Source organism: Mesorhizobium sp. B1-1-5, from assembly GCF_006443065.1.
Taxonomy (GTDB): domain Bacteria; phylum Pseudomonadota; class Alphaproteobacteria; order Rhizobiales; family Rhizobiaceae; genus Mesorhizobium.
Genome location: NZ_VFWS01000051.1, coordinates 13,694 through 35,159 on the forward strand (window position 1 = coordinate 13,694; position 21,466 = coordinate 35,159).

General features: G+C 64.9%; 21 protein-coding genes. 11 read left to right on the top strand and 10 right to left on the bottom strand.

Going from position 1 to position 21,466, the window contains the following annotated elements:
• Positions 1–176 precede the first annotated feature (176 nt).
• Both FJ980_RS16765 and FJ980_RS16770 read left to right on the top strand, forming a co-directional pair.
• A complete protein-coding gene (locus FJ980_RS16765) occupies positions 177–1,382 on the top strand; it encodes an NAD(P)/FAD-dependent oxidoreductase (RefSeq protein ID WP_140544584.1) in 1,206 nt (401 codons plus the stop codon).
• 134 nt (positions 1,383–1,516) lie between these two features.
• The gene (locus tag FJ980_RS16770; RefSeq protein WP_140544586.1) at positions 1,517–2,014 is read left to right on the top strand and encodes an N-acetyltransferase; all 498 of its coding nucleotides are present in this window, start codon (positions 1,517–1,519) and stop codon (positions 2,012–2,014) included.
• Between the two features lie 64 nt (positions 2,015–2,078).
• Here the strand turns inward: FJ980_RS16770 and FJ980_RS16775 are convergent, their stop codons facing one another.
• Positions 2,079–2,816, bottom strand: a complete 738-nt coding sequence (locus FJ980_RS16775) for an ABC transporter ATP-binding protein (protein WP_140544588.1) — start codon at positions 2,814–2,816, stop codon at positions 2,079–2,081.
• Entirely contained in the window at positions 2,809–3,960 is a 1,152-nt protein-coding gene (locus FJ980_RS16780) for a hypothetical protein (RefSeq protein WP_140544590.1), read from the bottom strand. Before FJ980_RS16780 ends, FJ980_RS16775 begins: the two co-directional genes overlap by 8 nt.
• Positions 3,961–4,091: 131 nt before the next feature.
• Here FJ980_RS16780 and FJ980_RS16785 point away from each other — a divergent pair, with 131 nt between their 5' ends.
• Positions 4,092–5,093: an aldo/keto reductase gene (locus FJ980_RS16785; protein ID WP_140544592.1), complete on the top strand. Its 1,002-nt coding sequence runs from the start codon at positions 4,092–4,094 to the stop codon at positions 5,091–5,093.
• Between the two features lie 39 nt (positions 5,094–5,132).
• Here FJ980_RS16785 and FJ980_RS16790 read toward each other — a convergent pair whose 3' ends face one another.
• The 4 genes from FJ980_RS16790 to FJ980_RS16805 all read right to left on the bottom strand — a co-directional run bounded on the left by FJ980_RS16790 (position 5,133) and on the right by FJ980_RS16805 (position 7,726).
• A complete protein-coding gene (locus FJ980_RS16790; protein WP_140544594.1) occupies positions 5,133–5,360 on the bottom strand; it encodes a hypothetical protein in 228 nt (75 codons plus the stop codon).
• Between the two features lie 115 nt (positions 5,361–5,475).
• A complete protein-coding gene (locus tag FJ980_RS16795; RefSeq protein ID WP_140544596.1) occupies positions 5,476–6,105 on the bottom strand; it encodes a glutathione S-transferase family protein in 630 nt (209 codons plus the stop codon).
• Positions 6,106–6,308: 203 nt separating this feature from the next.
• Positions 6,309–7,406, bottom strand: a complete 1,098-nt coding sequence (locus FJ980_RS16800) for an NAD(P)/FAD-dependent oxidoreductase (protein WP_140544598.1) — start codon at positions 7,404–7,406, stop codon at positions 6,309–6,311.
• Between the two features lie 86 nt (positions 7,407–7,492).
• Positions 7,493–7,726, bottom strand: a complete 234-nt coding sequence (locus tag FJ980_RS16805; protein WP_140544600.1) for a hypothetical protein — start codon at positions 7,724–7,726, stop codon at positions 7,493–7,495.
• A gap of 118 nt (positions 7,727–7,844) precedes the next feature.
• On the opposite strand from FJ980_RS16805, the gene FJ980_RS16810 reads away from it, so the two are divergent.
• From FJ980_RS16810 to FJ980_RS16830, 5 genes are all read left to right on the top strand, one after another.
• Positions 7,845–8,444: a DUF922 domain-containing protein gene (locus FJ980_RS16810; protein ID WP_140544602.1), complete on the top strand. Its 600-nt coding sequence runs from the start codon at positions 7,845–7,847 to the stop codon at positions 8,442–8,444.
• A gap of 453 nt (positions 8,445–8,897) precedes the next feature.
• Positions 8,898–9,974 (top strand): sn-glycerol-3-phosphate ABC transporter ATP-binding protein UgpC, encoded by a 1,077-nt coding sequence (ugpC, locus tag FJ980_RS16815; RefSeq protein ID WP_140544604.1) that lies wholly within the window; start codon positions 8,898–8,900, stop codon positions 9,972–9,974.
• Between the two features lie 36 nt (positions 9,975–10,010).
• Positions 10,011–11,336: an ABC transporter substrate-binding protein gene (locus FJ980_RS16820; protein WP_140544606.1), complete on the top strand. Its 1,326-nt coding sequence runs from the start codon at positions 10,011–10,013 to the stop codon at positions 11,334–11,336.
• Between the two features lie 98 nt (positions 11,337–11,434).
• A complete protein-coding gene (locus FJ980_RS16825; RefSeq protein WP_095768331.1) occupies positions 11,435–12,373 on the top strand; it encodes a sugar ABC transporter permease in 939 nt (312 codons plus the stop codon).
• Position 12,374: 1 nt separating this feature from the next.
• Positions 12,375–13,268: a carbohydrate ABC transporter permease gene (locus FJ980_RS16830; protein WP_140544608.1), complete on the top strand. Its 894-nt coding sequence runs from the start codon at positions 12,375–12,377 to the stop codon at positions 13,266–13,268.
• Between the two features lie 45 nt (positions 13,269–13,313).
• Here FJ980_RS16830 and FJ980_RS16835 read toward each other — a convergent pair whose 3' ends face one another.
• Positions 13,314–14,756, bottom strand: a complete 1,443-nt coding sequence (locus FJ980_RS16835) for a LuxR C-terminal-related transcriptional regulator (RefSeq protein ID WP_140544610.1) — start codon at positions 14,754–14,756, stop codon at positions 13,314–13,316.
• Positions 14,757–14,921: 165 nt separating this feature from the next.
• On the opposite strand from FJ980_RS16835, the gene FJ980_RS16840 reads away from it, so the two are divergent.
• Complete coding sequence (locus tag FJ980_RS16840) at positions 14,922–15,173, top strand: hypothetical protein (protein ID WP_140544612.1); 252 nt, start codon at positions 14,922–14,924, stop codon at positions 15,171–15,173.
• Between the two features lie 3 nt (positions 15,174–15,176).
• Here FJ980_RS16840 and FJ980_RS16845 read toward each other — a convergent pair whose 3' ends face one another.
• On the bottom strand, positions 15,177–15,596 hold the full coding sequence (locus FJ980_RS16845) for a VOC family protein (RefSeq protein ID WP_140544614.1): 420 nt from the start codon (positions 15,594–15,596) through the stop codon (positions 15,177–15,179).
• Between the two features lie 262 nt (positions 15,597–15,858).
• Here FJ980_RS16845 and FJ980_RS16850 point away from each other — a divergent pair, with 262 nt between their 5' ends.
• On the top strand, positions 15,859–17,067 hold the full coding sequence (locus FJ980_RS16850) for an MFS transporter (RefSeq protein ID WP_140544616.1): 1,209 nt from the start codon (positions 15,859–15,861) through the stop codon (positions 17,065–17,067).
• A 99-nt stretch (positions 17,068–17,166) separates the two neighbouring features.
• On the opposite strand, the gene FJ980_RS16855 is transcribed toward FJ980_RS16850, so the two are convergent.
• Complete coding sequence (locus tag FJ980_RS16855; RefSeq protein WP_140544618.1) at positions 17,167–17,511, bottom strand: hypothetical protein; 345 nt, start codon at positions 17,509–17,511, stop codon at positions 17,167–17,169.
• Between the two features lie 195 nt (positions 17,512–17,706).
• Between FJ980_RS16855 and FJ980_RS16860 the strand changes: the two genes are divergently transcribed.
• Positions 17,707–19,041: a hypothetical protein gene (locus FJ980_RS16860; protein ID WP_140544620.1), complete on the top strand. Its 1,335-nt coding sequence runs from the start codon at positions 17,707–17,709 to the stop codon at positions 19,039–19,041.
• 30 nt (positions 19,042–19,071) lie between these two features.
• Here the strand turns inward: FJ980_RS16860 and FJ980_RS16865 are convergent, their stop codons facing one another.
• A complete protein-coding gene (locus FJ980_RS16865) occupies positions 19,072–21,330 on the bottom strand; it encodes a cation:proton antiporter (protein WP_246676439.1) in 2,259 nt (752 codons plus the stop codon).
• Positions 21,331–21,466: the final 136 nt, after the last annotated feature.

Genomic DNA, 21,466 nt, shown 5'->3' on the forward strand with positions numbered 1-21,466 from the left:
CACGCCCGTCGCTCCAACGGCCGCTGCCGGCTCGGCAGCGGGTTATCGAGCGGCGGCAAGTGAGGGCGGTGTCACCAGATTAACCTAATTTTTCATTCCTACCCTGCTCGCGTCCGGGTTGCTTGAGAGTGTTTCGGCTACTCGCGATATTCCGCCGCAGGCTGTGGAGCAGAAGAATGAGCACCGCACAAGGGCGCGAAACGGCCGGCCAGGCTGGCGCGGACGAAGTCGAAGTGGCGATCGTTGGCGCCGGGCTGGCGGGCACGAGCCTGGCCGCGGTGCTGGGCAAAGCCGGCCGCAAGGTGGCGCTGATCGACCCGCATCTGGTGCATCACGACGAGTTCCGGGCTGAGAAGATCGGCATGAAGCAGATGCAGGTGTTCGAGAAGCTCGGCCTCGGCCCTGCCATCAGGCCTCTGGTCACACCGATGACCGACATTCACGTCTTCCGCCTCGGCCAGTTCTTCCGGCGCGAACGGAAATGGGAATTTGCCTTCTCCTACGGCGCGCTGGTCAACGGCATGCGGCAGGCCCTGCCTGCGCAAGTACCGCTGACGGTGGGCAAGGTCGCCGAGGTTTCGACCGGGCCGGACCGGCAGCGCCTGGCGCTGACCGACGGTTCCGTCATCGATGCCCGCCTGCTGGTGGTGGCCACCGGCTACGGCGAGGCGGTGCGGCGCGCCATCGGCATCGAGCGCGTCGAGGAATCGAAGGCACATTCGCTATCGATCGGATTCGACCTCGCGATCGCGCCGAGGCAATGCGCCTACCCCGCCGTCGCCTGCTATGCCAGGAACCCGGCGGATCGTGTCGCCTATCTCAGCGTCTTCCCGATCGGCGACCGCATGCGGGGCAACATGTTCGTCTATCGCACCGTGGCCGAGGAATGGACGCGGGCGTTCCGCGAAAATCCGCAGAAAATGCTTTGCCAGCTGATGCCGGAGATCGCCAGGCAGTGCGGCAACTTCGCCGTCGCCGGCCCCGTCGAAGTGAGGCAGGTCAGCCTGACGACGACAAGGCAGCACCGCCGCGCCGGCGTCGTCACCATCGGCGACGCGTTCTGGACGACATGCCCGACGCCCGGCATCGGCATCAACCGGGTGGTGACCGACGTCGACCGGCTGGCTTCGACCTACATCCCGCAATGGCTCTCGACGCCCGGCATGGACGCCAACAAGATCTGCGCCTTCTACGACGATCCGGTGAAGGTCGCGACCGACAAAGCCAGCATGCGCTCCAGCATCTACGCCAAGCGCATCACCATCGAGACGGGGCTCGAATGGCGGCTGCGCCGCCTGCGCAACAACACCGCGCGCCAATTGATGATCATTGGGCGCAGGTTCCGCCGTCGCGAAGAATTGCCGGCACAGAGCGCGGCGTAAAGCGGAGATCCCAAGCGCGGACGGGCCGGCGCGACAGCACCCCCCTCTGCCCTGCCGGGCATCTCCCCACAAGGGGGAGATTGGCTGTACCCATCGCTTCGCCCTATCTTCAGACTCCAACAAGGATGGCGACCATGACCCGCATCCGGGCGATGACGAGGAACGACCTGGCCGATGTGTCGCGGCTGCTCGGCCAATCGTGGCGGCGGACCTATGCGCCGATCATGGGCGACGAGGCCGTGGCACGGCTTTCCGATGAAAGGCACGCGCCGGAAAGGCTCGCGGCGGAGCTCGACGACGAGGACAAGATGTCCTTCGTCGCCGAAGGCGCCGACGGCTCGATCGCCGGCTACGCCATGGCGGCGATGGACGCAAAAGGCGACGTCATGTTGGAGCGGCTCCACATCGAGCCGCAGGCGTTCGGCAGCGGTCTTGCGGTCGACCTTCTGCATGCGGTGCTTGCCGCCCATGCCGGTATCCCCAGCATCGCGCTGGAGGTGATAGAAGGCAACGACCGCGCGATCGCCTTCTACCGCAAGCACGGCTTCGAAGTGGTCGAACGCCGGGAGGCTGCCCACGGCGTCGGCGGCCACGCTTCGCTGATCATGCGCCGCATGTTGCCGATGGCTTAGAGCTTTGTTTTTGCCGCAATTCCAGGCGGAAAACCGCTCACACTTTTCCTGGAATTGCTCTAGATCAGGCAGCGGCCCGCACGCGCAGCGCCTGCATGACGCTTTCCTCGAAAGCGCCGGGCGCCCCGCCCGCTTCGGCCAGCTGGGCTGCATCCCAACTCCGGCCCAGGCTTCCGTCAGCCATCAGCACCGCGCGATTGCAGAGCGTCGGCACCGCCTCCACCACATGGGTCGAGACGATGACGGAGTGACGGCCGCTCGCGCAGAGCGCGGCGATGATGCGCTTCACCTCCCAGGCCGCGACGGGGTCGAGGCCGTTCAGCGTCTCGTCGAATATCAGAAGCGGCGGCCGGCCGAGGAATGCTGCGACGATCGCGGCCTTGGCTCGCGTGCCAAGCGAATATTCAGCGATCGGACGCTCGATCCAGCGCCCGAGGTCCAGCCGCTCCAGCAGGTCGGCGCTTGGCAGGTCGTTTGGCGCGCAGCCGCGGATCGACGCGACGAGCTCGATATACTGTCGTCCCGAGAGCGGGGCCGGCAATTCGTGCGGCTCGATGGCAAGGCCGAAGCCGGCCTTGGCGCGTTCCGGTGCGGCGGCGAGGTCGATGCCGTCGATCGCCACGCTGCCGCCGATCAACGGGATCTGGCCGGTGATCGCCCTGATGAGCGTCGACTTGCCTGAGCCATTGGCGCCGAGCAGGCCGAGAATATCGCCCCGGCGGAGCGAAAGATCGATGCCTTGAACCACGGCCCGCCCGCGATAGCCGGCGCTGAGTTCGCTGACGGCGAGAACTTCATCCATTGCGATACCTCTGTCGGGTTCGGTGCCACAGGAAGAACACCAGCGCGGCCACGCCGATCAGCACGGTCCGGCCATATTCGAACGTCTCGTAGCCGGCATAGGCGAGCGCGCCGGCGAAACTCAGCATGGCGACGAAGGGCGCATTCAGGAAATAGGCGCCGAACACCGCATAGATGCCGTTCAGCACCAGCAGCCAGAACCCGCCCGCCACCGGCACGGCCCATGCCGACGGCTCGGCCGCAAGTGCTGCGCCCGCCGGCAGAAGGAAGAAGGCGAGCGACAATTGCAGCGGCAGCCGCACCAGGCGCAGCCACACGCGGGTAAAGCTGATGGGCGCCGTGCGCAGCACCGGCGAGCCGAGCGGCTGGCAGCGCAGGCTGAGCATGAAGACGAGAATGCCGCCGGCCAGACCCGCCATCGCCGCCGGCCCCGCCGTGCGGCCGGCCAGGCTGGCCCATGCGCCAAGGATGGCGGCGACTGCCGGCAGCAGGCAGGCAGCTGCCAACTTCCATGACGGCCGCATATGGCCGCCCGGCAGCTTCCAGGCCCAACTGGAAAGCCAGCTCGGACGCGCCTGGTCGAGGCGGCGCAGCCAGGGCCTTCCAATCGGCGCCCTCTCGCTTCCCGCCTCTTCGGCGAGAAGACGTGGCCGTCGCAGACGCCACCGGGCCGCAGTGCCGAAGCCCAAGGCAAACAGGATCGCCGCACTCAGGCCCCAGACCGGCGCCCACGGCTTTCCGATGACGGCGCAGGCGAAGCCGACCGAAATCGCAATCAGAGCGCCAAGCGGCACCGCAAGCGCGAATGTTGCCTCGCCCGCCATGCGCCGGCGCCGCCGGGGCGCAAGCGGCAGCGCTTTGAGGAAGGGCGCGAAGGCGCGTCGAAGGCAGAGCCCGGCCATCGCATTGCCGGCGACCGTTCCGAGAACCGCCAAGGCGAGCGGCAGCCCGAGAGTCCACAGAAGCTGGTCGTGGCGTAGCCTCCCCGCGCCGGCATGCAGTGCAAGCATGATATCGGCGATCGCATAGGCCGCCAGCCCGCCGCCGCCGAACGCAATCCAGGCAAGATCGCGGCGTCGCATCGCGCGCAAGCCGGCGACGAGCTCGCGCCAGAGCAATATCAGGACAAGCCTGTCGTGCCGCATTGGCCGTCACCACAGTGGAATCGCCACCGGCAAGGATGGCGACGATTACGCCGTCAATAGGGCCAGCGCTGGACGCATTGACGTCCGGCCCTATAGTTTAGCCGGATCGAAAATTCGGCGGAGCAAGACGCATGAGCCTCGGCAAACAGAAACTCGGCAGCCAAGGGCTCGAAGTCTCTGCCATCGGCCTCGGCTGCATGGGGATGAGCCAGGCCTACGGCCCGGCCGACGAGGCGGAGTCTATCGCCACGCTGCACCGGGCGATCGAGCTCGGTTGCACCTTTCTCGACACGGCCGAGATCTATGGGCCCTTCGTCAATGAGGAGCTGCTTGGACGCGCGCTGAAAGGCCGGCGCGATCAGGTGACGATCGCGACGAAGTTCGGCTTCCGCATCGCCGACGGCAAGCAGGCCGGGCTCGACAGCCGGCCCGAGCATATACGCGAGGTGGTCGACGCTTCGCTCTCGCGACTTGCCACCGACCGCATCGACCTCCTCTACCAGCACCGCGTCGACCCCGCCGTGCCGATGGAGGATGTCGCGGGCGCGGTCGGCGAACTGGTGGCGCTGGGCAAGGTGCGCTTCTTCGGCCTGTCGGAGGCGGGCATCGCCAACATCCGTCGCGCGCATGCCGCGCATCCGGTCTCGGCGCTGCAGAGCGAGTATTCGCTGTGGGAACGCAACCTCGAGCCCGAGATCATCCCGGCGCTGAAGGAGCTCGGCATCGGCCTGGTGCCGTTCGCGCCGCTCGGCCGCGGCTTCCTGGCCGGTGACGTCAGGCGTGCGGAGGAGTATCCCGAAGGCGATTTCCGCCGCGGCGATCCACGCTACCAAGGCGAGAATTTCGACCTGAATGTCGCGGCGGCCGCCACGGTGCGCGACATCGCCGCGGCAAAGGGCGTCAAGCCCGGCCAGATCGCGATCGCCTGGCTGCTCGCCAAAGGCCCGGATTTCGGCATCGACATCGTGCCGATCCCCGGCACCAAGCGCCGGGCCTATCTGGAAGAGAATGTCGCGGCGGCCGACATCGCGCTCGACGCCACCGAGATGCTGGGGCTCGACATGGCGCTGACGCCCGACAAGGTGTCAGGGCCGCGCTACAACGAGCGGACGATGTCTCTGGTGGACCGGTAGAAGCTGGCTAATCTCCCTCGGGAGGATTGGGCAACGGCCCTACTTTTTCTTGCAGTCCGACATCGCCTCCATCGCCTTCCTCGCCTCACCCTCGCTGGCGTATTTCTTCTTGCCGAGATCGACGATAAGCGTGCCGTCGGGCTTCTTCGGCACGATCTCGCATTGCTTCGACACGGCGTCCCTGGCGACCCAGTATTGCTCGGCTGCCATGACAGGCAGGCTCATGATGCCGGTGGCGAGGATTGCGGCGAGGATGGTGCGAACCATTGCGGACCTCCATGGCTCTGGTTGGAACGCAACGCGAAACAGGCGGGCGCCGATTGGGCGACGCACGACACGCTGCCTTTGGAAAACGCCCCGTCCGCCGCTGTGTTCCGGCGGCTCAGGCGTGCGAATGCGGATCGATGCTGTAAGGATACACAGGATAGTCCGGACCGATCGCCTCGCTGACGCGTCCCATCCAAGCATCGACCGCGGGATAGTCGGCGAGCGAGAAACCGCAGTCCTCGGCGCGGTGGCTGTAGGCGTAGACGGCGATGTCGGCGATGGTGAGCGCATTGCCGACCAGGAATTGCGTGCCGGCCAGGCTGCGCTCCAGCGCGCCGAGCGCGCGCACGCCCGCCTCGCGCTTGCCGGCAACCATCGCCTGGTTACGCTCCAGCCGACCCGTCAGCGTCCAGTAGCGCAGCGAGCCGATGACCGGTTCGATATGGTACTGCTCGAAGAACAGCCACTGCATCACCTTGGCGCGGGCAAAGCGGTCCGACGGAAAGTAGGGCGTGCCCTCGGCGAGATAGGCAAGGATCGCGTTCGACTCGGCGATCGCCTCGCCATTGTCCAGCCCGAGCACCGGAACTGCGCCTGCCGGGTTGAGCTTCAGGAATGTCTCGGTGTGGCTCTCGCCCTCGAAGATCGAGATGATGCGGGTTTCGTAGGCGATGCCCAGCAGGCCGAGCAGGACGCGAACCTTCCAGGCATTTTGCGACGGGAGGTAGTCGTAGAGCGTGAGCATGGCGGTCCTCCGTTGGTGGGACTGGCTTGGCATGCCGCGGTGAAAGGTGCCACCCGATTCAGGCGGGCGCAGATCAGCACAGAAAGGTCTGAGCGAGGCCCCCCTCTCTGCCCTGCCGGGCATCTCCCCCCTCAAGGGGGGAGATTAGATGTCACGCCGGCTTTCGCCAATCGTCAACGTTGCAGGAAGGTGGCCGTCGCCTCTCACCGCCTCGCAATATCCTTCGCCACCGCCTGCGCCTCGATGCCGATCTCGCGCAACAGGCCGGTAACCGGATTGTAGAAGCCGACGAGATAGACGCCGAGCTCGGTCGCGCGGGCGTTCACGCCGCTCTTGTCCGGCCTGAGCTGCGCCGGCAGGAAGCCGTCATAGGCCGGGTGGTAGCCGGTGGCGAAAATAGCCGCGTCGAATTTCTTCTCCACCCCGTCGGCGAATTTCACACCGTCCCGGGTGAAGCTTGCGATATCCGGTGCGATGCCGATCCGGCCGGCCTTGATCGCCGCCACCGTGCCGACGTCGATCACCGGAATGCGGCCGGCTTCGATCCCCTGCATGATGCCCTGCCGCGGCCGCACGATGCCGTATCTCTCCAGCCTACCCAACGCCAGATCGAGGATCTTTGGGAACATCCAGTCGTTCAGCGCCTGCGGCATCGGCCGGCTGGCGATGCCCACCATCTGGATCGGCACGCCGAACAGCTGGCGCGGCACGATGTGGACGCCCTTGCGCACCGAGATTGTGGGCCTGGCGCCGCTTTCAGCCAGGTCGAGCGCGATCTCCGCGCCCGTATTGCCCATGCCGACGACCAGCACGTCCTTGCCGACGTAAGGCGCGGCCTCGGTATAGGCGGCGCTATGCAGCACCTTGCCATTGAAGGCTTCGATGCCCGGGAAGCTTGGTGTGATCGGCTCGGCATTGTTGCCGGTGGCCACCACAACTTTGCGGGCATTGAACAGCCCGGCATCAGTCTGGACCAGCAGGCGCTCGCCTTCGCGGCGGACCGATTTGACGGTGACGCCGAAGCGCGGCTTGAGCCCGAAACGCCCGGCATAGGCATCGAGATAGGCGACCACCTTCTCGCGCGGCACGTAGCGCGGGTGGCTTTTCGGGAACGGCACGAAGGGCAGCGACGAGAAGGATTTCACCGTGTGCAGATGCAGCCGCCGGTAATGTCGCCGCCAGGCCGGCGCCACCTCATGGGCCTTTTCAAGGATGATGAAATCCTGCCCCGCCTGTTTGAGGCAGGCAGCAACGGCGAGCCCGGCAGGACCGGCGCCGACGATGATCACATTGGTATCCAAATGGCTTTCCTCCCGCCAAAGCGGCAAAAACTATGACAGGAGGGGTTCGAGGGGCAAGTAGGGAGAACCACCTACGGGCAGCCGCCCTACTCCATCGCGCCCGGCGCCTCGGGCTCATCCTCGGGCGGTTCGAGGATCTCGATCAGTTTCGCCACACGGGCGCCGGGCATGGCGCGGCCTTCATTGACCAACGCCTCGTCGGCGCCGATCCAGGCGAAGGCCTCGCGCAGTTCCTCAAGGCTGGCGCCGGTGAGCGCGATGTCGGCGATGACGGCCTCGTCGACCGGTCCAAGCACGGAAATGATGTCGTTGCGGGTCATCTTGTCCTCCCCCATGGGTCGGGATGATTGCCCAAGAGAACGGCTGACGAGCGGAGCGGGTTCCAAAAATCCATGGGCCGGCTTCTTCGGAACGAGGCCCGATGCTATGGCTCGCCCCATGAAGCCCGCCCTCCTCCTCGCCGCCCTGCTTTCGTCCACGCCGGCGCTCGCCGACTGGAAGCCCGTCGAGAAAATCGAGACTTATGCCGTCTCAGGCGAGAGCGCGGAACAGCTCTACCTCTCTATCGGGGAGAAGGGACCGGTGATCGGCAAGGATTCGGCCGGCAACGAACGGCGCGTCATCGCGCATACTTTCTTCAAGCTGACCTGGCAGCGCGACTACCAGCCGCAAGGCGACGCCTGCGTGCTGAGGACAGCGCGGCCGAAGCTGATCATCACCTATACGCTGCCCAAGCCGGCGGGGAAACTTGGCTCAGCCATGCAAACGCGCTGGGACGCCTTCGCCGCCGGGCTGATCGCGCATGAGAAGGTGCATGGCGCCGGCATCGTCGACATGGTGGACAAGATCGTCGCCTTCAGCACCGGCCTCACAGCCCAGAACGATCCCGGCTGCAAGAAGGTCCGGGCGGAGCTGACGGCCTATCTCGACCAGCTCTCCAAGGCGCAGCGCCAGGGCAGCCGCGATTTCGACAAGATCGAGTTCGGGCAGGACGGCAACATGCTGAAGCTGATCGCGGCGTTTCTATCCGGGGGCTGAGAACGAGGCAAGAGCCGCGGCGACCGCCCTGCTCACTGCGTTATGGCGGAAGCAATGCGCGCGTCCTGGACGAATAGCGGCTAATCCCGCTGGCGGTCTGAATCGGCAAGAGTCGGCTTTTCCCGGGAAAGCCGAAATCTATTACATTAACGATGCCTAATATCATCGGCGATCGTTTGAAGATGAACCGTCCGTCCGCCGGCGACCGGCTGGATCCACTTCGCTTCAGGGCAGCCTTTGCCCAACTGTCTTCAGTGACAAAAGTAAGCAAGGCGTGCCGCCGCTTTACAGGCGGATGTGGTAGCGCTACCGTTTCACAGTCGCGTGACCCGGGGGGAGCTGGGGCAAACGTCGCCGACGCCAGTGGTGGGTGCTTGCCGGCATCCGTTTCAGCCACACCTTGATTGGAACGGCTCCCCGCGAGACTTCGCAGGGACCATCGGGAGGACTTCGATGGCGTCTGTCGCGATTGGCGATGTCTACAAATCGTTCGGGGCCACCCAGATCCTGCATGGCGTCAGCGTCGACATAGACGACGGCGAGTTCGTCACGCTGGTGGGGCCCTCAGGCTGCGGAAAATCGACCCTTCTCAGGATGATCGCCGGCCTGGAAAAGATTTCGCGCGGCCATATCTCGATCGGCAGCCGTATCGTCAACGACGTTGCGCCGAAGGAGCGCGACGTCGCCATGGTCTTCCAGAACTACGCGCTCTATCCGCATATGACGGTTGCCGAAAACATGGCGTTCTCGCTCATGCTCAAGGGTGTCCCGAAGGCTGAAAGCGATGCTGGGGTGAAACGGGCGGCCGAAATCCTCGGGCTGGTGCCGCTTCTGTCGCGCTATCCCCGCCAGCTTTCGGGCGGCCAGCGCCAGCGCGTCGCCATGGGCCGGGCAATCGTGCGCAATCCGCAAGTGTTCCTGTTCGACGAGCCGCTCAGCAATCTCGACGCCAAGCTGAGGGTGCAGATGCGGGCCGAAATCAAGGAACTGCACCAGCGGCTGAAGACCACGACGGTCTATGTCACCCACGACCAGATCGAGGCTATGACCATGGCGGACAAGATCGTGGTCATGCATGACGGCCTCGTCGAGCAGATCGGACCGCCGCTCGAGCTCTACGACCGGCCAAACAACCTGTTCGTGGCAAGCTTTATCGGCTCGCCCGCCATGAACCTGCTCAAGGGCGCATTCGCCAATGATGGCCCACCGTCGTTCAGGGGTGCAGGAGGCATTTCCGTGCCTTTGCGGAAGCCTCCCTCCATCGGCAACGGCGAAGCCATGGTGCTCGGAGTACGACCCGAGCATCTGCGGCTGGCCGACGACGGCATTCCAGTCAAGGTGGCGGTGATCGAGCCGACCGGGTCGGAAGTGCAGATCATCGGCCGCACGGTCGGCGGGGAGGACATCGTCGCCAATTTCCGCGAGCGCCATTCCTTCGCGCCGGGAGAAACCATTCGGCTGTCGGTCGACCCCGGTCCGATCCACCTGTTCCACAGCGAGACCGGCAAGCGAATCGAGACGGCGCGATAAAACCAGGCAACGGCAGAGCAACAGGAGGAAACGAGTATGAAGTTCACCAGACGCGATGTAATCCGCACGACCGCAGCCGCGGCGGCCGGAGCCCTGGGCAGCCGCTTCGTCGGCTCGAGCGCATTCGCCCAGGAAGGCGTGACCTACAAGCCCGAGGAAGGCGCCAAGCTCAGGCTGCTGCGCTGGTCGCCCTTCGTGCAGGGCGACGAGGACCAGTGGCTGAAGAATACCAAGCGGTTCACCGAGGCGACGGGCGTGGAGGTGCGCGTCGACAAGGAAAGCTGGGAAGACATCCGTCCCAAGGCGGCGGTCGCCGCCAATGTCGGCTCCGGCCCCGACCTGATGTTCGTCTGGTTCGACGACCCGCACCAGTATCCCGACAAGCTGCTCGATGTGACGGGACTGGGTGATTATCTCGGCAAGAAGTATGGCGGCTGGTACGACGGCCCGAAACAATATGCGACGCGCGAGGGCAAGTTCATCGGCTTGCCGCTGGCCACCATCGGCAACGCCATCGTCTACCGCGAAAGCTGGGTCAAGGAGGCAGGCTTCTCCGAATTCCCAAAGGACACGGCCAGTTTCCTGGAACTTTGCAAGGCATTGAAGGCGAAAGGCCATCCCGCCGGCTTCACCCATGGCCACGGCGTCGGCGACGGCAACAATTACGCGCATTGGCTGCTATGGAGCCACGGCGGCCAGATGGTCGACGAAGCCGGCAAGGTGACGATCAACAGTCCGGAGACGCTCAAGGCGATCCAATATGCGCAGGAGCTCTACAAGACCTTCATCCCCGGCACCGAAAGCTGGCTCGACGTCAACAACAACCGCGCATTCCTGGCCGGGGAAGTGAGCGTGATCGCCAACGGCATCTCAGCCTACAACACAGCGAAGATCAACAAGGACAAGGACCCGAAGCTGGCCGAGATCGCCAAGGACATCCGCACGACCAACATGCCGATCGGTCCGGTCGGGAAATCGGTCGAGCTTTTCCAGGTGACCACGGCCGTCATCTTCAACTACACGCCCTACCCGAATGCCGCCAAGGCCTATTTGCAGTTCATGTTCGAGGACCCGCAAATGTCCGACTGGATCACTTCGTCGGCGGGCTATTGCTGCCAAACGCTGAAAGCCTTCGACAACAACCCGGTTTGGAAGGCCGACCCCAACAATGCAGCCTACGCGAAAGCCTCGGCGACGCTGCGCCCCAACGGCTATGCCGGGCCGCTCGGCTATGCATCCGCCGCGACAATGGCTGACTACGTGCTGGTGGACATGTTCGCCAAGGCGGTGACGGGCCAGGCGACGCCGCAGGAAGCGATGGAGGAGGCCGAAAAACGCGCCAATCGCTATTACCGCGTCTGATCCTGGCGCAGTTTGAAGCAGGATGACCGCGCTTTGCGGCTTACTCAAGCCAAGCGCGGTCAGCCACAGTTCCACCCGCATGAGAAGGAGCCCGCGCCATGGCCGTGCCGTCCGTTGCCGTTCAGACGCGCCCGTCGATCCGTTCGAGGCTCGCCGAGAGCAGGAACGCTCTCGGCTTCGGCTTCATGCTGCCGGCGGCGGCGCTGCTCCTGGTCTTTCTCACCTATCCGCTCGGGCTCGGCGTCTGGCTCGGCTTCACGGACACGCGCATCGGCCGGCCCGGCATCTTCATCGGCGTCGAGAACTACGAATATCTGTGGAGCGACAGCGTCTTCTGGCTCTCGGTGTTCAACACGCTGCTCTACACGGTCAGCGCTTCGATCCTAAAATTCGTGCTCGGCCTCTGGCTGGCTCTCATCCTCAACGAGAAGCTGCCCTTCAAGTCGTTCTTCCGCGCCGTCGTGCTGCTGCCTTGGGTCGTACCGACGGTGCTGTCGGCCATCGCCTTCTGGTGGATCTACGACTCGCAGTTTTCGATCCTGTCCTGGGCGTTGCAGCAGATGGGCCTGATCGACCACCGCATCAATTTTCTCGGTGACCCGACCAATGCGCGCGCCTCGGTCATCGCGGCCAATGTGTGGCGCGGCATTCCCTTCGTCGCCATCACGCTGCTTGCCGGACTGCAGACCATTCCGCAATCGCTCTACGAGGCCGCTACGCTCGATGGCGCCAGCCGCTGGCAGCTGTTCCGCTACGTGACCCTGCCGTTGCTGACGCCGATCATAGCCATCACCATGACATTTTCGGTCCTGTTCACCTTCACCGATTTCCAGCTGATCTATGTGCTGACCCGCGGCGGGCCGGTGAACGCCACGCATCTGATGGCGACATTGTCCTTCCAGCGCGGTATTGCGGGCGGCCAACTGGGCGAAGGCGCGGCAATCGCGGTCGCCATGATTCCCTTCCTGCTGGCCGCGATCCTGTTCAGCTATTTCGGACTGCAACGGCGCAGATGGCAGCAAGGCGGCGGAGACTGACATGGCCGCGATCAAGGAAGTCGAGCGCCTGGAGACCGACGAAGGCGGCATGGGCTACCTGCAAAGCCTGCCGCGGCGGGTGGTGACGGTCTATCTGCCGCTGCTGGTGTTTCTGATTGTCCTCTTGTTTCCGTTCTACTGGATGACGATCACGGCTGTTAAGCCCAATATCGAGATGACCGACTATGTGAACTACAATCCGTTCTGGGTCGTGCATCCGACGCTGGAGCACATTCGCTATCTGCTCTTCGAGACCTCCTATCCAGGTTGGTTGCTCAACACGATCATCATTTCGACCGCCGCAACTTTCCTGTCGCTGGCGGCTGCCGTGCTTGCTGCGTATGCGATCGAGCGGCTGAGGTTTTCGGGGGCACGGCAGGTTGGCCTCGCCGTCTTCCTCGCCTATCTCGTGCCGCCTTCTATCCTGTTCATTCCGCTGTCGGTGATGGTGTTCAATCTCGGTCTTTACGACACGCCGTTCGCACTGATCCTCACCTATCCGACCTTCCTCATCCCGTTCTGCACCTGGCTTCTGATGGGCTACTTCCGCTCGATCCCCTTCGAGTTGGAGGAATGCGCGCTCATCGATGGCGCGAGCCGCTGGCAGATCCTCACCAAGATCGTGCTGCCGCTGTCGGTTCCCGGTCTGATCTCGGCCGGCATCTTCGCCTTCACCTTGTCCTGGAATGAGTTCATCTATGCGCTGACCTTCATCCAGTCTTCGGAGAAGAAGACGGTGCCGGTCGGCGTGCTCACCGAACTCGTTCGCTCCGACGTCTATGAATGGGGCGCGCTCATGGCCGGCGCGCTGATCGGGTCGCTGCCGGTGGTGGTGCTCTATTCCTTTTTCGTCGAGCACTATGTTTCATCGATGACGGGCGCGGTGAAGGAATAGAAGCGCACCAGCGCCTGGCACGTGGCGTCGGGCTTGTGACCGGGGCTAGCAGAGCGACACCAACTTCGCCGCTTCGCGGATGGCTCGCGCGGCGCCCGGATTGCTGACCGGATAGCCAGAGATGAACCCCTCGACCGAGAAGCCGGGGAATTCGGTGCGCAGACGGTCCGCGATGGCTGCGGCCTCGCGACCGTCGCCTAGTGTCGCGTGGGCGAGCATCAGGAAGATCAGCACGTGCGGCGAATCCGGCGTGCTCCGTTGCAGCGCGGCTATGGCTTCCCGGTGCCTGCCGGCCGTGAACAGGACGCGCCCCTGCATGCCGAAATACCAGGGCGGGGCAAGCGGGTTGAGTCGCATGGCGCGCTCGATGAGCGGGATGGCTTCCGCCGGATCGCCGGCGACCAGAGCCTTGCTGCCGGCAAGCAGCGCCAGCGTGTCGGCATGGTTGGAACCGCATTCGAAGGCGCGCCGGTGCGCCCTTTCAGCTGCCTCCAAATCGCCGAGGCAACCCATGAGATCGCCGAAGCAGTTGTGCGCAGTGCTGTCGCTCGGATCGAGCCGCAGCGCATTCTCGGCCGCCCAGCGCCATTTGGCGATCGAGGCGCTCAGATTGTCTCCGAAGCCGTTGCACGCCTCGATCGAATAGGCGTAGGCAAGTTCGGTCCAGGCCTTGACCAGCGTCGGGTCAAGCTCGAGCGCGCGTGAAAACAGCCTGATGGCTTCCCTGTTGCCGCTGCGGCTGAAGGTGTTGTGCTGCTCGACGCCCAGCAGATAGCAGTCATAGGCGCGCAGGCTGGCCGGCGGCTTGCGAAGAATTGCATTGCGGCCGACCGTGGCGATCGCTCCGAAACAGCCGGCAAGCACGTTGATCACGCTTTCGGTCAGGCTGTCCTGCAGCGCGAAGATGTCCTCGACGGGCCGGTCGAAGCGTTCGCTCCACAGGCTGACGCCGGTTCGCGCATCGGCCAGCTCCATCGTAAGCCGCACTCGCTGGGTGTCGGCGCGCAACTGACCAGACAGAAGATAGGCAGCGCCTAGGGCCTTTCCGTCGGCGGCGAAATCGACCGGCTTGCTGCCCAGCGCCTTCATGGTGTGGAAGGCAATGACCGGCAGATCCGCGTAGCGCGCAAGGTCGATGGTGATGTCGGACGACAGCCCGCGAGCAAAGCGGCGCCATTGCTCGTCGGCGTTCAGGCATTCGACGGGAAATATCGCAAGGACCGGCGAAGTGTCGGGCATGGCCGGCATGGCTGTGACGGCGTTGATATGCATGGCGAGCGCGACCTTGCTGCGGACGCCGAGCTTTTCGTAGATCGCGGCGAGATGGGTGCGCACGGTGGATGGCGCGATGAACAGCGCCTCGCCGATCTCGCGATAGGTCAGGCCAGCCGCGAACCTTTCCGCCACCGCACGCTCGCGCTCGGACAAGGCCGGCACAGGCTGGCGCGCTGAAAGCGCGGCCGGTATGGACGCAGCGTCGTGGTTCATCTCGATTCCTGCACGCGGACGGCGACATTATCAACGCCCCGCCCCCCGCAAAATACTACAAATGCAGGACACAAAACACTGCATGCAGCCGATGGATCGACCGAGCGTGGCGGTTCAGGCTCCCGGCGTGCCCTCGATGAGGGCCGTTCTTGCGAGGAGCCGACGATGAAACCAATATTGAACACGATTTCCGATTTTTACGGCGCCGTGCGGCTCGACCTCCGCGACCCGCCGGCCGGAGAAAGCTTGACGCGTCATCCCGGGGTGCTCGGCCTTTTGGCCGTGTGGCACGAACGAGCCTGCTTCCGCGAGGAGCTGGCGCTCAAGGCGCGCTATACGCCATATCTGATCGGCGATATCGGTCTGACCATGGACGAGGTACGGGAGGAGCTCGCTAAACCGTTCTGGCGCCGATAGGCCTCAGAAACTCACCACCACCGCAGCCGCGCTCCGCGTCGCCGGCCCATGAAACGCCGCCTCGATGTTGTTGCCATCAGGGTCGAGCAGGAAGCAGGCATAGTATCCGGGATGGTAGCGGCGTTCGCCCGGCGCGCCATTGTCCTTGCCGCCGGCGGCGAGCCCGGCATGGTAGAAGGCATCGACCATGGCGCGGTCCTTCGCCTGGAAGGCGAGATGGTGACGGCCGGTGAGCACGCCTTGGGCGGAACGGCTGTCGGGGGTCGAGACGAACAGCTCGTCGGCCCAGAAATGGTCCTCAGCGCCGCCGCCGATCGGGATGCCCAGCACTTCGAACAGGCTGCTGTAGAAGCGCCGGCTGGCCTCGATGTCGCGCACCACCAGGTGAAGGTGATCGATGAGCCGGCCGCGATAGAGTTCCATGGGATGCTCCTGGTTGGGAGGGTAAATCTAGATGGGACGGGTGTGCGGTCAATGACGGGCACTGCCGGCTGCTGACACTTCAGCCACTCGGGGGCAGCGCCTGGGACAACGAAATCGGCCCCTCAAAAAAAATCTGGATAAAAAATGCAACCAGATTGTAGGACCGGCTCCCGCTCCGGCGTCCTTCGGACGCAAACGGCCCGGTGGACTGGAAAAACCGTGCCGCATCAAACAGGATGCCTTTCGGCATGGGAGCAGAACCATGAACCATTCCTATCGTTGGGTCATCGTCGCGGCCGGCGCGCTGATGACCTGCGTGGCGCTCGGCGCCATGTTTTCGTTGGCGATCTTTCTGGAGCCGATGTCGCTCGACACAAACTGGTCGCGCACCGGCATTTCCAGCGCCATGACCTTGAATTTCCTGGTGATGGGCCTCGGCGGCTTCGCCTGGGGCGCGATCTATGACCGGGTCGGCGCCAGGCCCGTGGTGCTTGCGGGCGCGGTGCTGCTTGGCCTGTCGCTGGTGGTGGCGAGCCGGGCGACCTCGCTGCTGGTCTTCCAGCTCAGCTACGGCGTCATCGTCGGGCTGGCGGCCAGCGCCTTCTTCGCGCCGATGATCGCGCTCACCACCGCCTGGTTCTACACCAATCGCAGCCTCGCCGTCTCGCTGGTCTCGGCCGGCATGGGCGTGGCCCCGATGACCATCTCGCCCTTCGCCCGCTGGCTGATCACGGCCTATGACTGGCGCACCGCCATGTTCGACATCGGCGTCATGGCCTGGGTGCTCTTGTTGCCCGCCGTCTTGCTGGTGCGCCAGCCACCGGCGGCGGTCGCAGCCAGCGACGGCACGCCGGCGCCCGTCACCGACGATCGAGGCATGAGCGTCGGCCAGGCGCTGCGCTCGCCGCAATTTATCGTGCTGGGCCTCACCTTCTTCGCCTGCTGCGCGGCGCATTCGGGCCCGATCTTCCACATGGTGAGCTATGCCATGTCCTGCGGTGTGGCGCCGATGGCGGCCGTGTCGATCTACAGCGTCGAGGGGCTGGCCGGCCTTGGCGGGCGCGTGCTCTACGGCGTGCTCGGCGACCGGCTGGGCGTCAAGCCGGTGCTGGTCACCGGGCTCGCTATCCAGGGCCTGGTGATTGCCGCTTATCTCACCGTCGGCCAGCTCGAGCAGTTCTACCTTCTGGCCGTCATCTTCGGCGCCACCTATGGCGGCGTGATGCCGCTTTACGCGGTGCTGGCGCGCGAATATTTCGGCCTGCGCATCATCGGCACCATCCTCGGCGCGGCCACGATGCTCTCCAGCCTCGGCATGTCGCTCGGGCCGCTTGCTGGCGGCATGATCTACGACGCCACTGCCAGCTATCACTGGCTGTTCATCGGCTCGGCGCTGATCGGGTTGGGCGCGGCCGGGATCGCGATCGCCTTCCCCCCGCAGCCGAGCCGGCAGAAGCTGCAGATGGCTTGAAGGCGATCGGAAGCGGCCGCCCGACGGAAGGCGGCCGCTGCAACTGACGCCCGGTGAAGCCCGGGCGCGCGCGATCAGGAAGACCGATGGCGCCCAGTTTCAGGCCGACAGATTGTCCATTATCACCGACGTGTAACCGGAACCACTCGCAGGCATGGTATCGACCGCTCTCGACCGCCGCTTCCGGGCCGTCAGCGCGATCACCAGCGCGCAGCAGACGGCATTCAGCCAGTTGATCGCGGCCAATATCGGGTCGTCGAGATTGACGCCGGCATGGAGGCCTGTGGTGGCGTTGGCGCCGGTCCACAGCAGCCAGGTCGTGTAGGAGATTGCCGAAGCGCCGTTCTCGTCGCGCGCCACGCGCAGGATCTGCGGCAGGTAGGAGACGACGCGCAGGCCGTTGAACAACGTGAACAGATAGAAGGACAGATCGCCAAGCGTCATTCGCGCGCCTCCCAAGCAGCCGGAAGCGGCATAAAGAGCCATGCGCGATCGGCCTGTGAGGCTTTTCACATGCGCAACTTAAAAGTGCGCTTAGACTTTCGAAAGGTTACCGGCATGATCCGGCCGGGAAGGTCTGGCTCCCGCAACCAGCCAGGCCTAACGTCCGTGCCGGTCACGCCATCGAGGGACATCTGCATGGCAAAGACGCTGGACAGTCTTCAAACGCTTTCGCGGGTGCTGCTGCTGCTCGCCGCGACGGTAATCGCGACCGCGGTTTCCTATCACCCGCCCTTCCGCTATTCGCGCGTGCTCGAGGGGCTGACCCGGCTCAACCGGCTCTATGACGAGTTGACCGGCGACATCGGGGCCAACGCGACGCTAGTTTATCGCGCGCAGCTTGCACCAGCCTTCGCCAAGGCGCCCTCCGCCGAGGCGGACGCCTTGAAAGCCATGGAATTCGTGCCGGAAGTGCTTACCGCCAGCGCAAACGGGAAAACCATCCCGATCCCTCTGACTAGCCCGGACCTGACGATGCTGGAGCTCAATGGATACGCCAATTCCAACTGGCCAGCAGTCTCCTACACCGTGCTCACGCTCGATCCCGCGCAATTCGCCAAGTTCGTGGACGACGCGCAGAACATGCCGGCGTGGAACGGCTTGATCGTGGCGAAGGATCTGATGGTCGAGGTTGGCGAGCCTGATCCAAAGACAAGACTCTGCGATCTCGTCTTCCGTTCGGAGAGCTGGGAGCAACAGCGACGGTCCAGCCTCGTCACCAGAATCGGCTGTTCGGCAGCAGCGGCGCAAGACGTGACGCCCTTTTGGTTCAATTTCTACGTCAGGGCGCAGAAGCAACTTGGGTTGCTGTCCGGTGGCGTGCAGATACCGCAGGATATCGCGCTCCTGCCGCGATCGATTGCGCGCGACAAGCTCGCCACGCTGGCGACATCCGAGACCGCCGAAGAGACCGGTGATGTCCTTGGAGCCAAACTCGGCATCGCCGGCGTGCTCAATATCGGCCCGATCGTCATCATCGTCATACTCGCGATGATGCTCGGCCAAGCGCGTTGGGCCCGCACGCTTTCCGACAAGGATCCTGCCGAAAGTGCCTTCTGGTTCAGCCAGTTTCTGGGCTGGTCCTCGTTCGGCTTCGTCGCCGCGCTTTGGGCGCTGCCTTTCGTGGCAGCCGGCATGGCGACCGATGTCACTTATGTCGAGCCGCAGGAACTCCTCAGCAAACCTTGGTACGATCCGGCGCTGATCCATTCGCAGAGATGGTTTATTGCCGCGCTTGCCATCAGCTTTGTCCTGTCGACATGGCTGGCCATCGAAAACTGGAGGGCGGCGCGCGCATGGCGGAAGCGACTGGAGGCGGCCGCCGCGAGACCCGACGATACGAAAGACGAGCCGACCGTGGTGATCCTTTCGAGCCAGGAGCTTGCTGTCGAGGCGCCTGCCCCGATTGTGCAGGAAGATCCTCCCGCGAAGGCTTCGCAGCCCCGTGCCAAGCGTCAGCGATCGGCAGGCTGAAGATACCCGCTTGGGCCGCCGCCCGGCCGCTCAGCCCGTGCCCGTGCCCGTGCGCACCGCCTCGCGGTCGCTCTCGTCGCGCTTCACCCGCTCGTCGGAGATCAGCACCACTGGGCATGGGCTGCGCCGCAGGACGGCTGTCGTCGTCTCGCCGAAGATCAGCTCCTCGCCCTGGCGCCGCGCCACGCCCATGACGATCAGCGCCACGTTGCGGCCGGCCTGGCGGGTGATGGCGTCGGCGGCGGCGGCTCTGCTGCGGATCGCCGTCTCGATCTCGACGCCGTAGCGGTCGGCAAGCGCGACGATGTCCTTCAGCACGGCTTCCCTGCGGCGGTGCGAGACGGTGTCGCGCAGCTCGTCGCGGCCGGCCCGTGCGACATAGAGCGTCTTGACGCGCGCGCCGGTGACGGCGGCGACGGCCAAAGCCAGTTCGGCGCCGCGGCGGGCAACCGCCGTGCCGTTGACCGGCACCAGTATCTTGCCCGATCGCGGGCCGAGCCGAGGCATCTGGCGGCCGGCGGTGGCCGGCTTCAGCACCAGGCAGAGCGGCCCGTCGAAGGCGCCGGCGACCTCGTTCAGCCGATGCGAGAAGGCCCCCTTGGAAGTGACCGCGCGGCCGAGGCCGACGAGCAGCATGCCGTAGCCCTTGCGCGCCTCCTTGGTGACAGCCTCGGCCGAGAGCTCCTCATGCTGGCGGCGGGTGACCGGGGCTTCGCGCACCGGCGTCTCGTCGCCTTGCTTCGCCGCCTCACGGCTGTCCTCGGCGCCCTTCTCGATTTCCTCCAGATGCAACCCTTCGGTCGGCTCGGCATCGATCTCGCCGCTGGAATGCAGCACCGTCGTCGGCTTGCCGGCGCCGATGACGCCTGCTAGATAGGCGGCGAAGCGGCCGACGATACCCTCGTCGACCACCACCAGCAGCCGCTCCAGATTGGCGACGAAGCCGCGCTGGTCGATGTCCTCGCGCTCCAGTCTTTTCTGCTCGCCCTCGCCCATCGGCAGGCGGCGCAGGGCCCAGCGCAATGTCGGCGGCATGGCCAAGGTGGTGATGACCGCCATGGTGACGATCATGGTGAAGAGGTTGTGCGACAGCACGCCCATCGACAGGCCGATCGAGGCGACGATGACCTCCGTGGAACCGCGCGCGTTCATGCCGCAGCCCACCGCGACGCCTTCGGCGCGGCTCATGCCGGCGACCTCTGCGCCGATGAAGGCGCCGCCGAACTTGCCGATGCTGGCGATGATGACCAGCGCTACCGTCAGCAGCGCAAGCTGAGGATCGAGAAGCACGGTGAGGTCTGCGGATAGTCCGGCGACGCCGAAAAACACCGGCATGAAAAGGGCGGTGATGATGCCACGCAGCTGCCCTTCGATGTGGCGCGACAGGATCGGCGACTCGCCGACCAAGATGCCGGCGACGAAGGCGCCGAGCACGGTGTGCACGCCGATCAGATCGGTGATCAAGGCCATGGCGCCCATGATGGCGAGGATGACGGTGACGACCGCATACTCGGAGCGGAAGGTGTCGTTGGTCCAGCGGATGGCATCGAAGACGATGCGGCGCCCGAGTGTGAAGGAAAACGCCATGAAGGCGGCGACGCCCATAATGATGAAGGCCAGGCCGCCGATCTCGATGCGTCCCTTGGTGGCGATGCCGATGGTGATGGCGATGATTACCCAGCCGATCGTGTCCTCGATGATGGCCGACGAGACTATGATCTGGCCAAGGTCGCGGCGCATGAAGTTCATGTCGCGCACCACCATGGCGACGATCTTGACCGAGGAGATGGAGAGCGCGGTGCCGAGGAACAGCCCGGCAACGATGCGTTCGCTTCCTGCGGCAAGCAGCGTGGCCGGCATGAACTGGGCGGCGACGAAGCCGAGCGCGAAGGGCACCGCCACCCCGGCGGCCGATATGGAAAAACAGGCGCGGCCGACGCGGCGCACGAGCCGCAGATCCGTTTCCATGCCGGTGAGCAGGAGCAGCATCAACACGCCGAGCTGGGCGATGGCGTTGATCATCGACTTTTGCGAGGCGTCACCGGCAAAGACCAGCCGCTCGGCCGCCGGCCAGACCCAGCCGAGCAGCGAAGGCCCAAGCAGGATGCCGCCGATCAGCTGTCCCATCACCGCCGGCTGACCCAGTATTTCCAGCACCTCGCCGATGCCGCGACCGACGACAAGGAGCAGGATGAGTTCGGCGACGAAAATGCCTTCCGAGGACATGCCGGTCTTTTCGGCGGCGAAGGCGACGACGGGTATCAGCAGAAGCGCGACGGCAGCTAACACGACCGACCGGCGCCGATTGAGTATTTTGGACAAGCTGTCTCCCCTCGATTTCGCGTCATAACGGTTTGGCCGGTGGTTCGGTTGCACGGGGTCGGAGCTGCCAATCTCCCCCTTCGTGGGGGAGATGTCCGGCAGG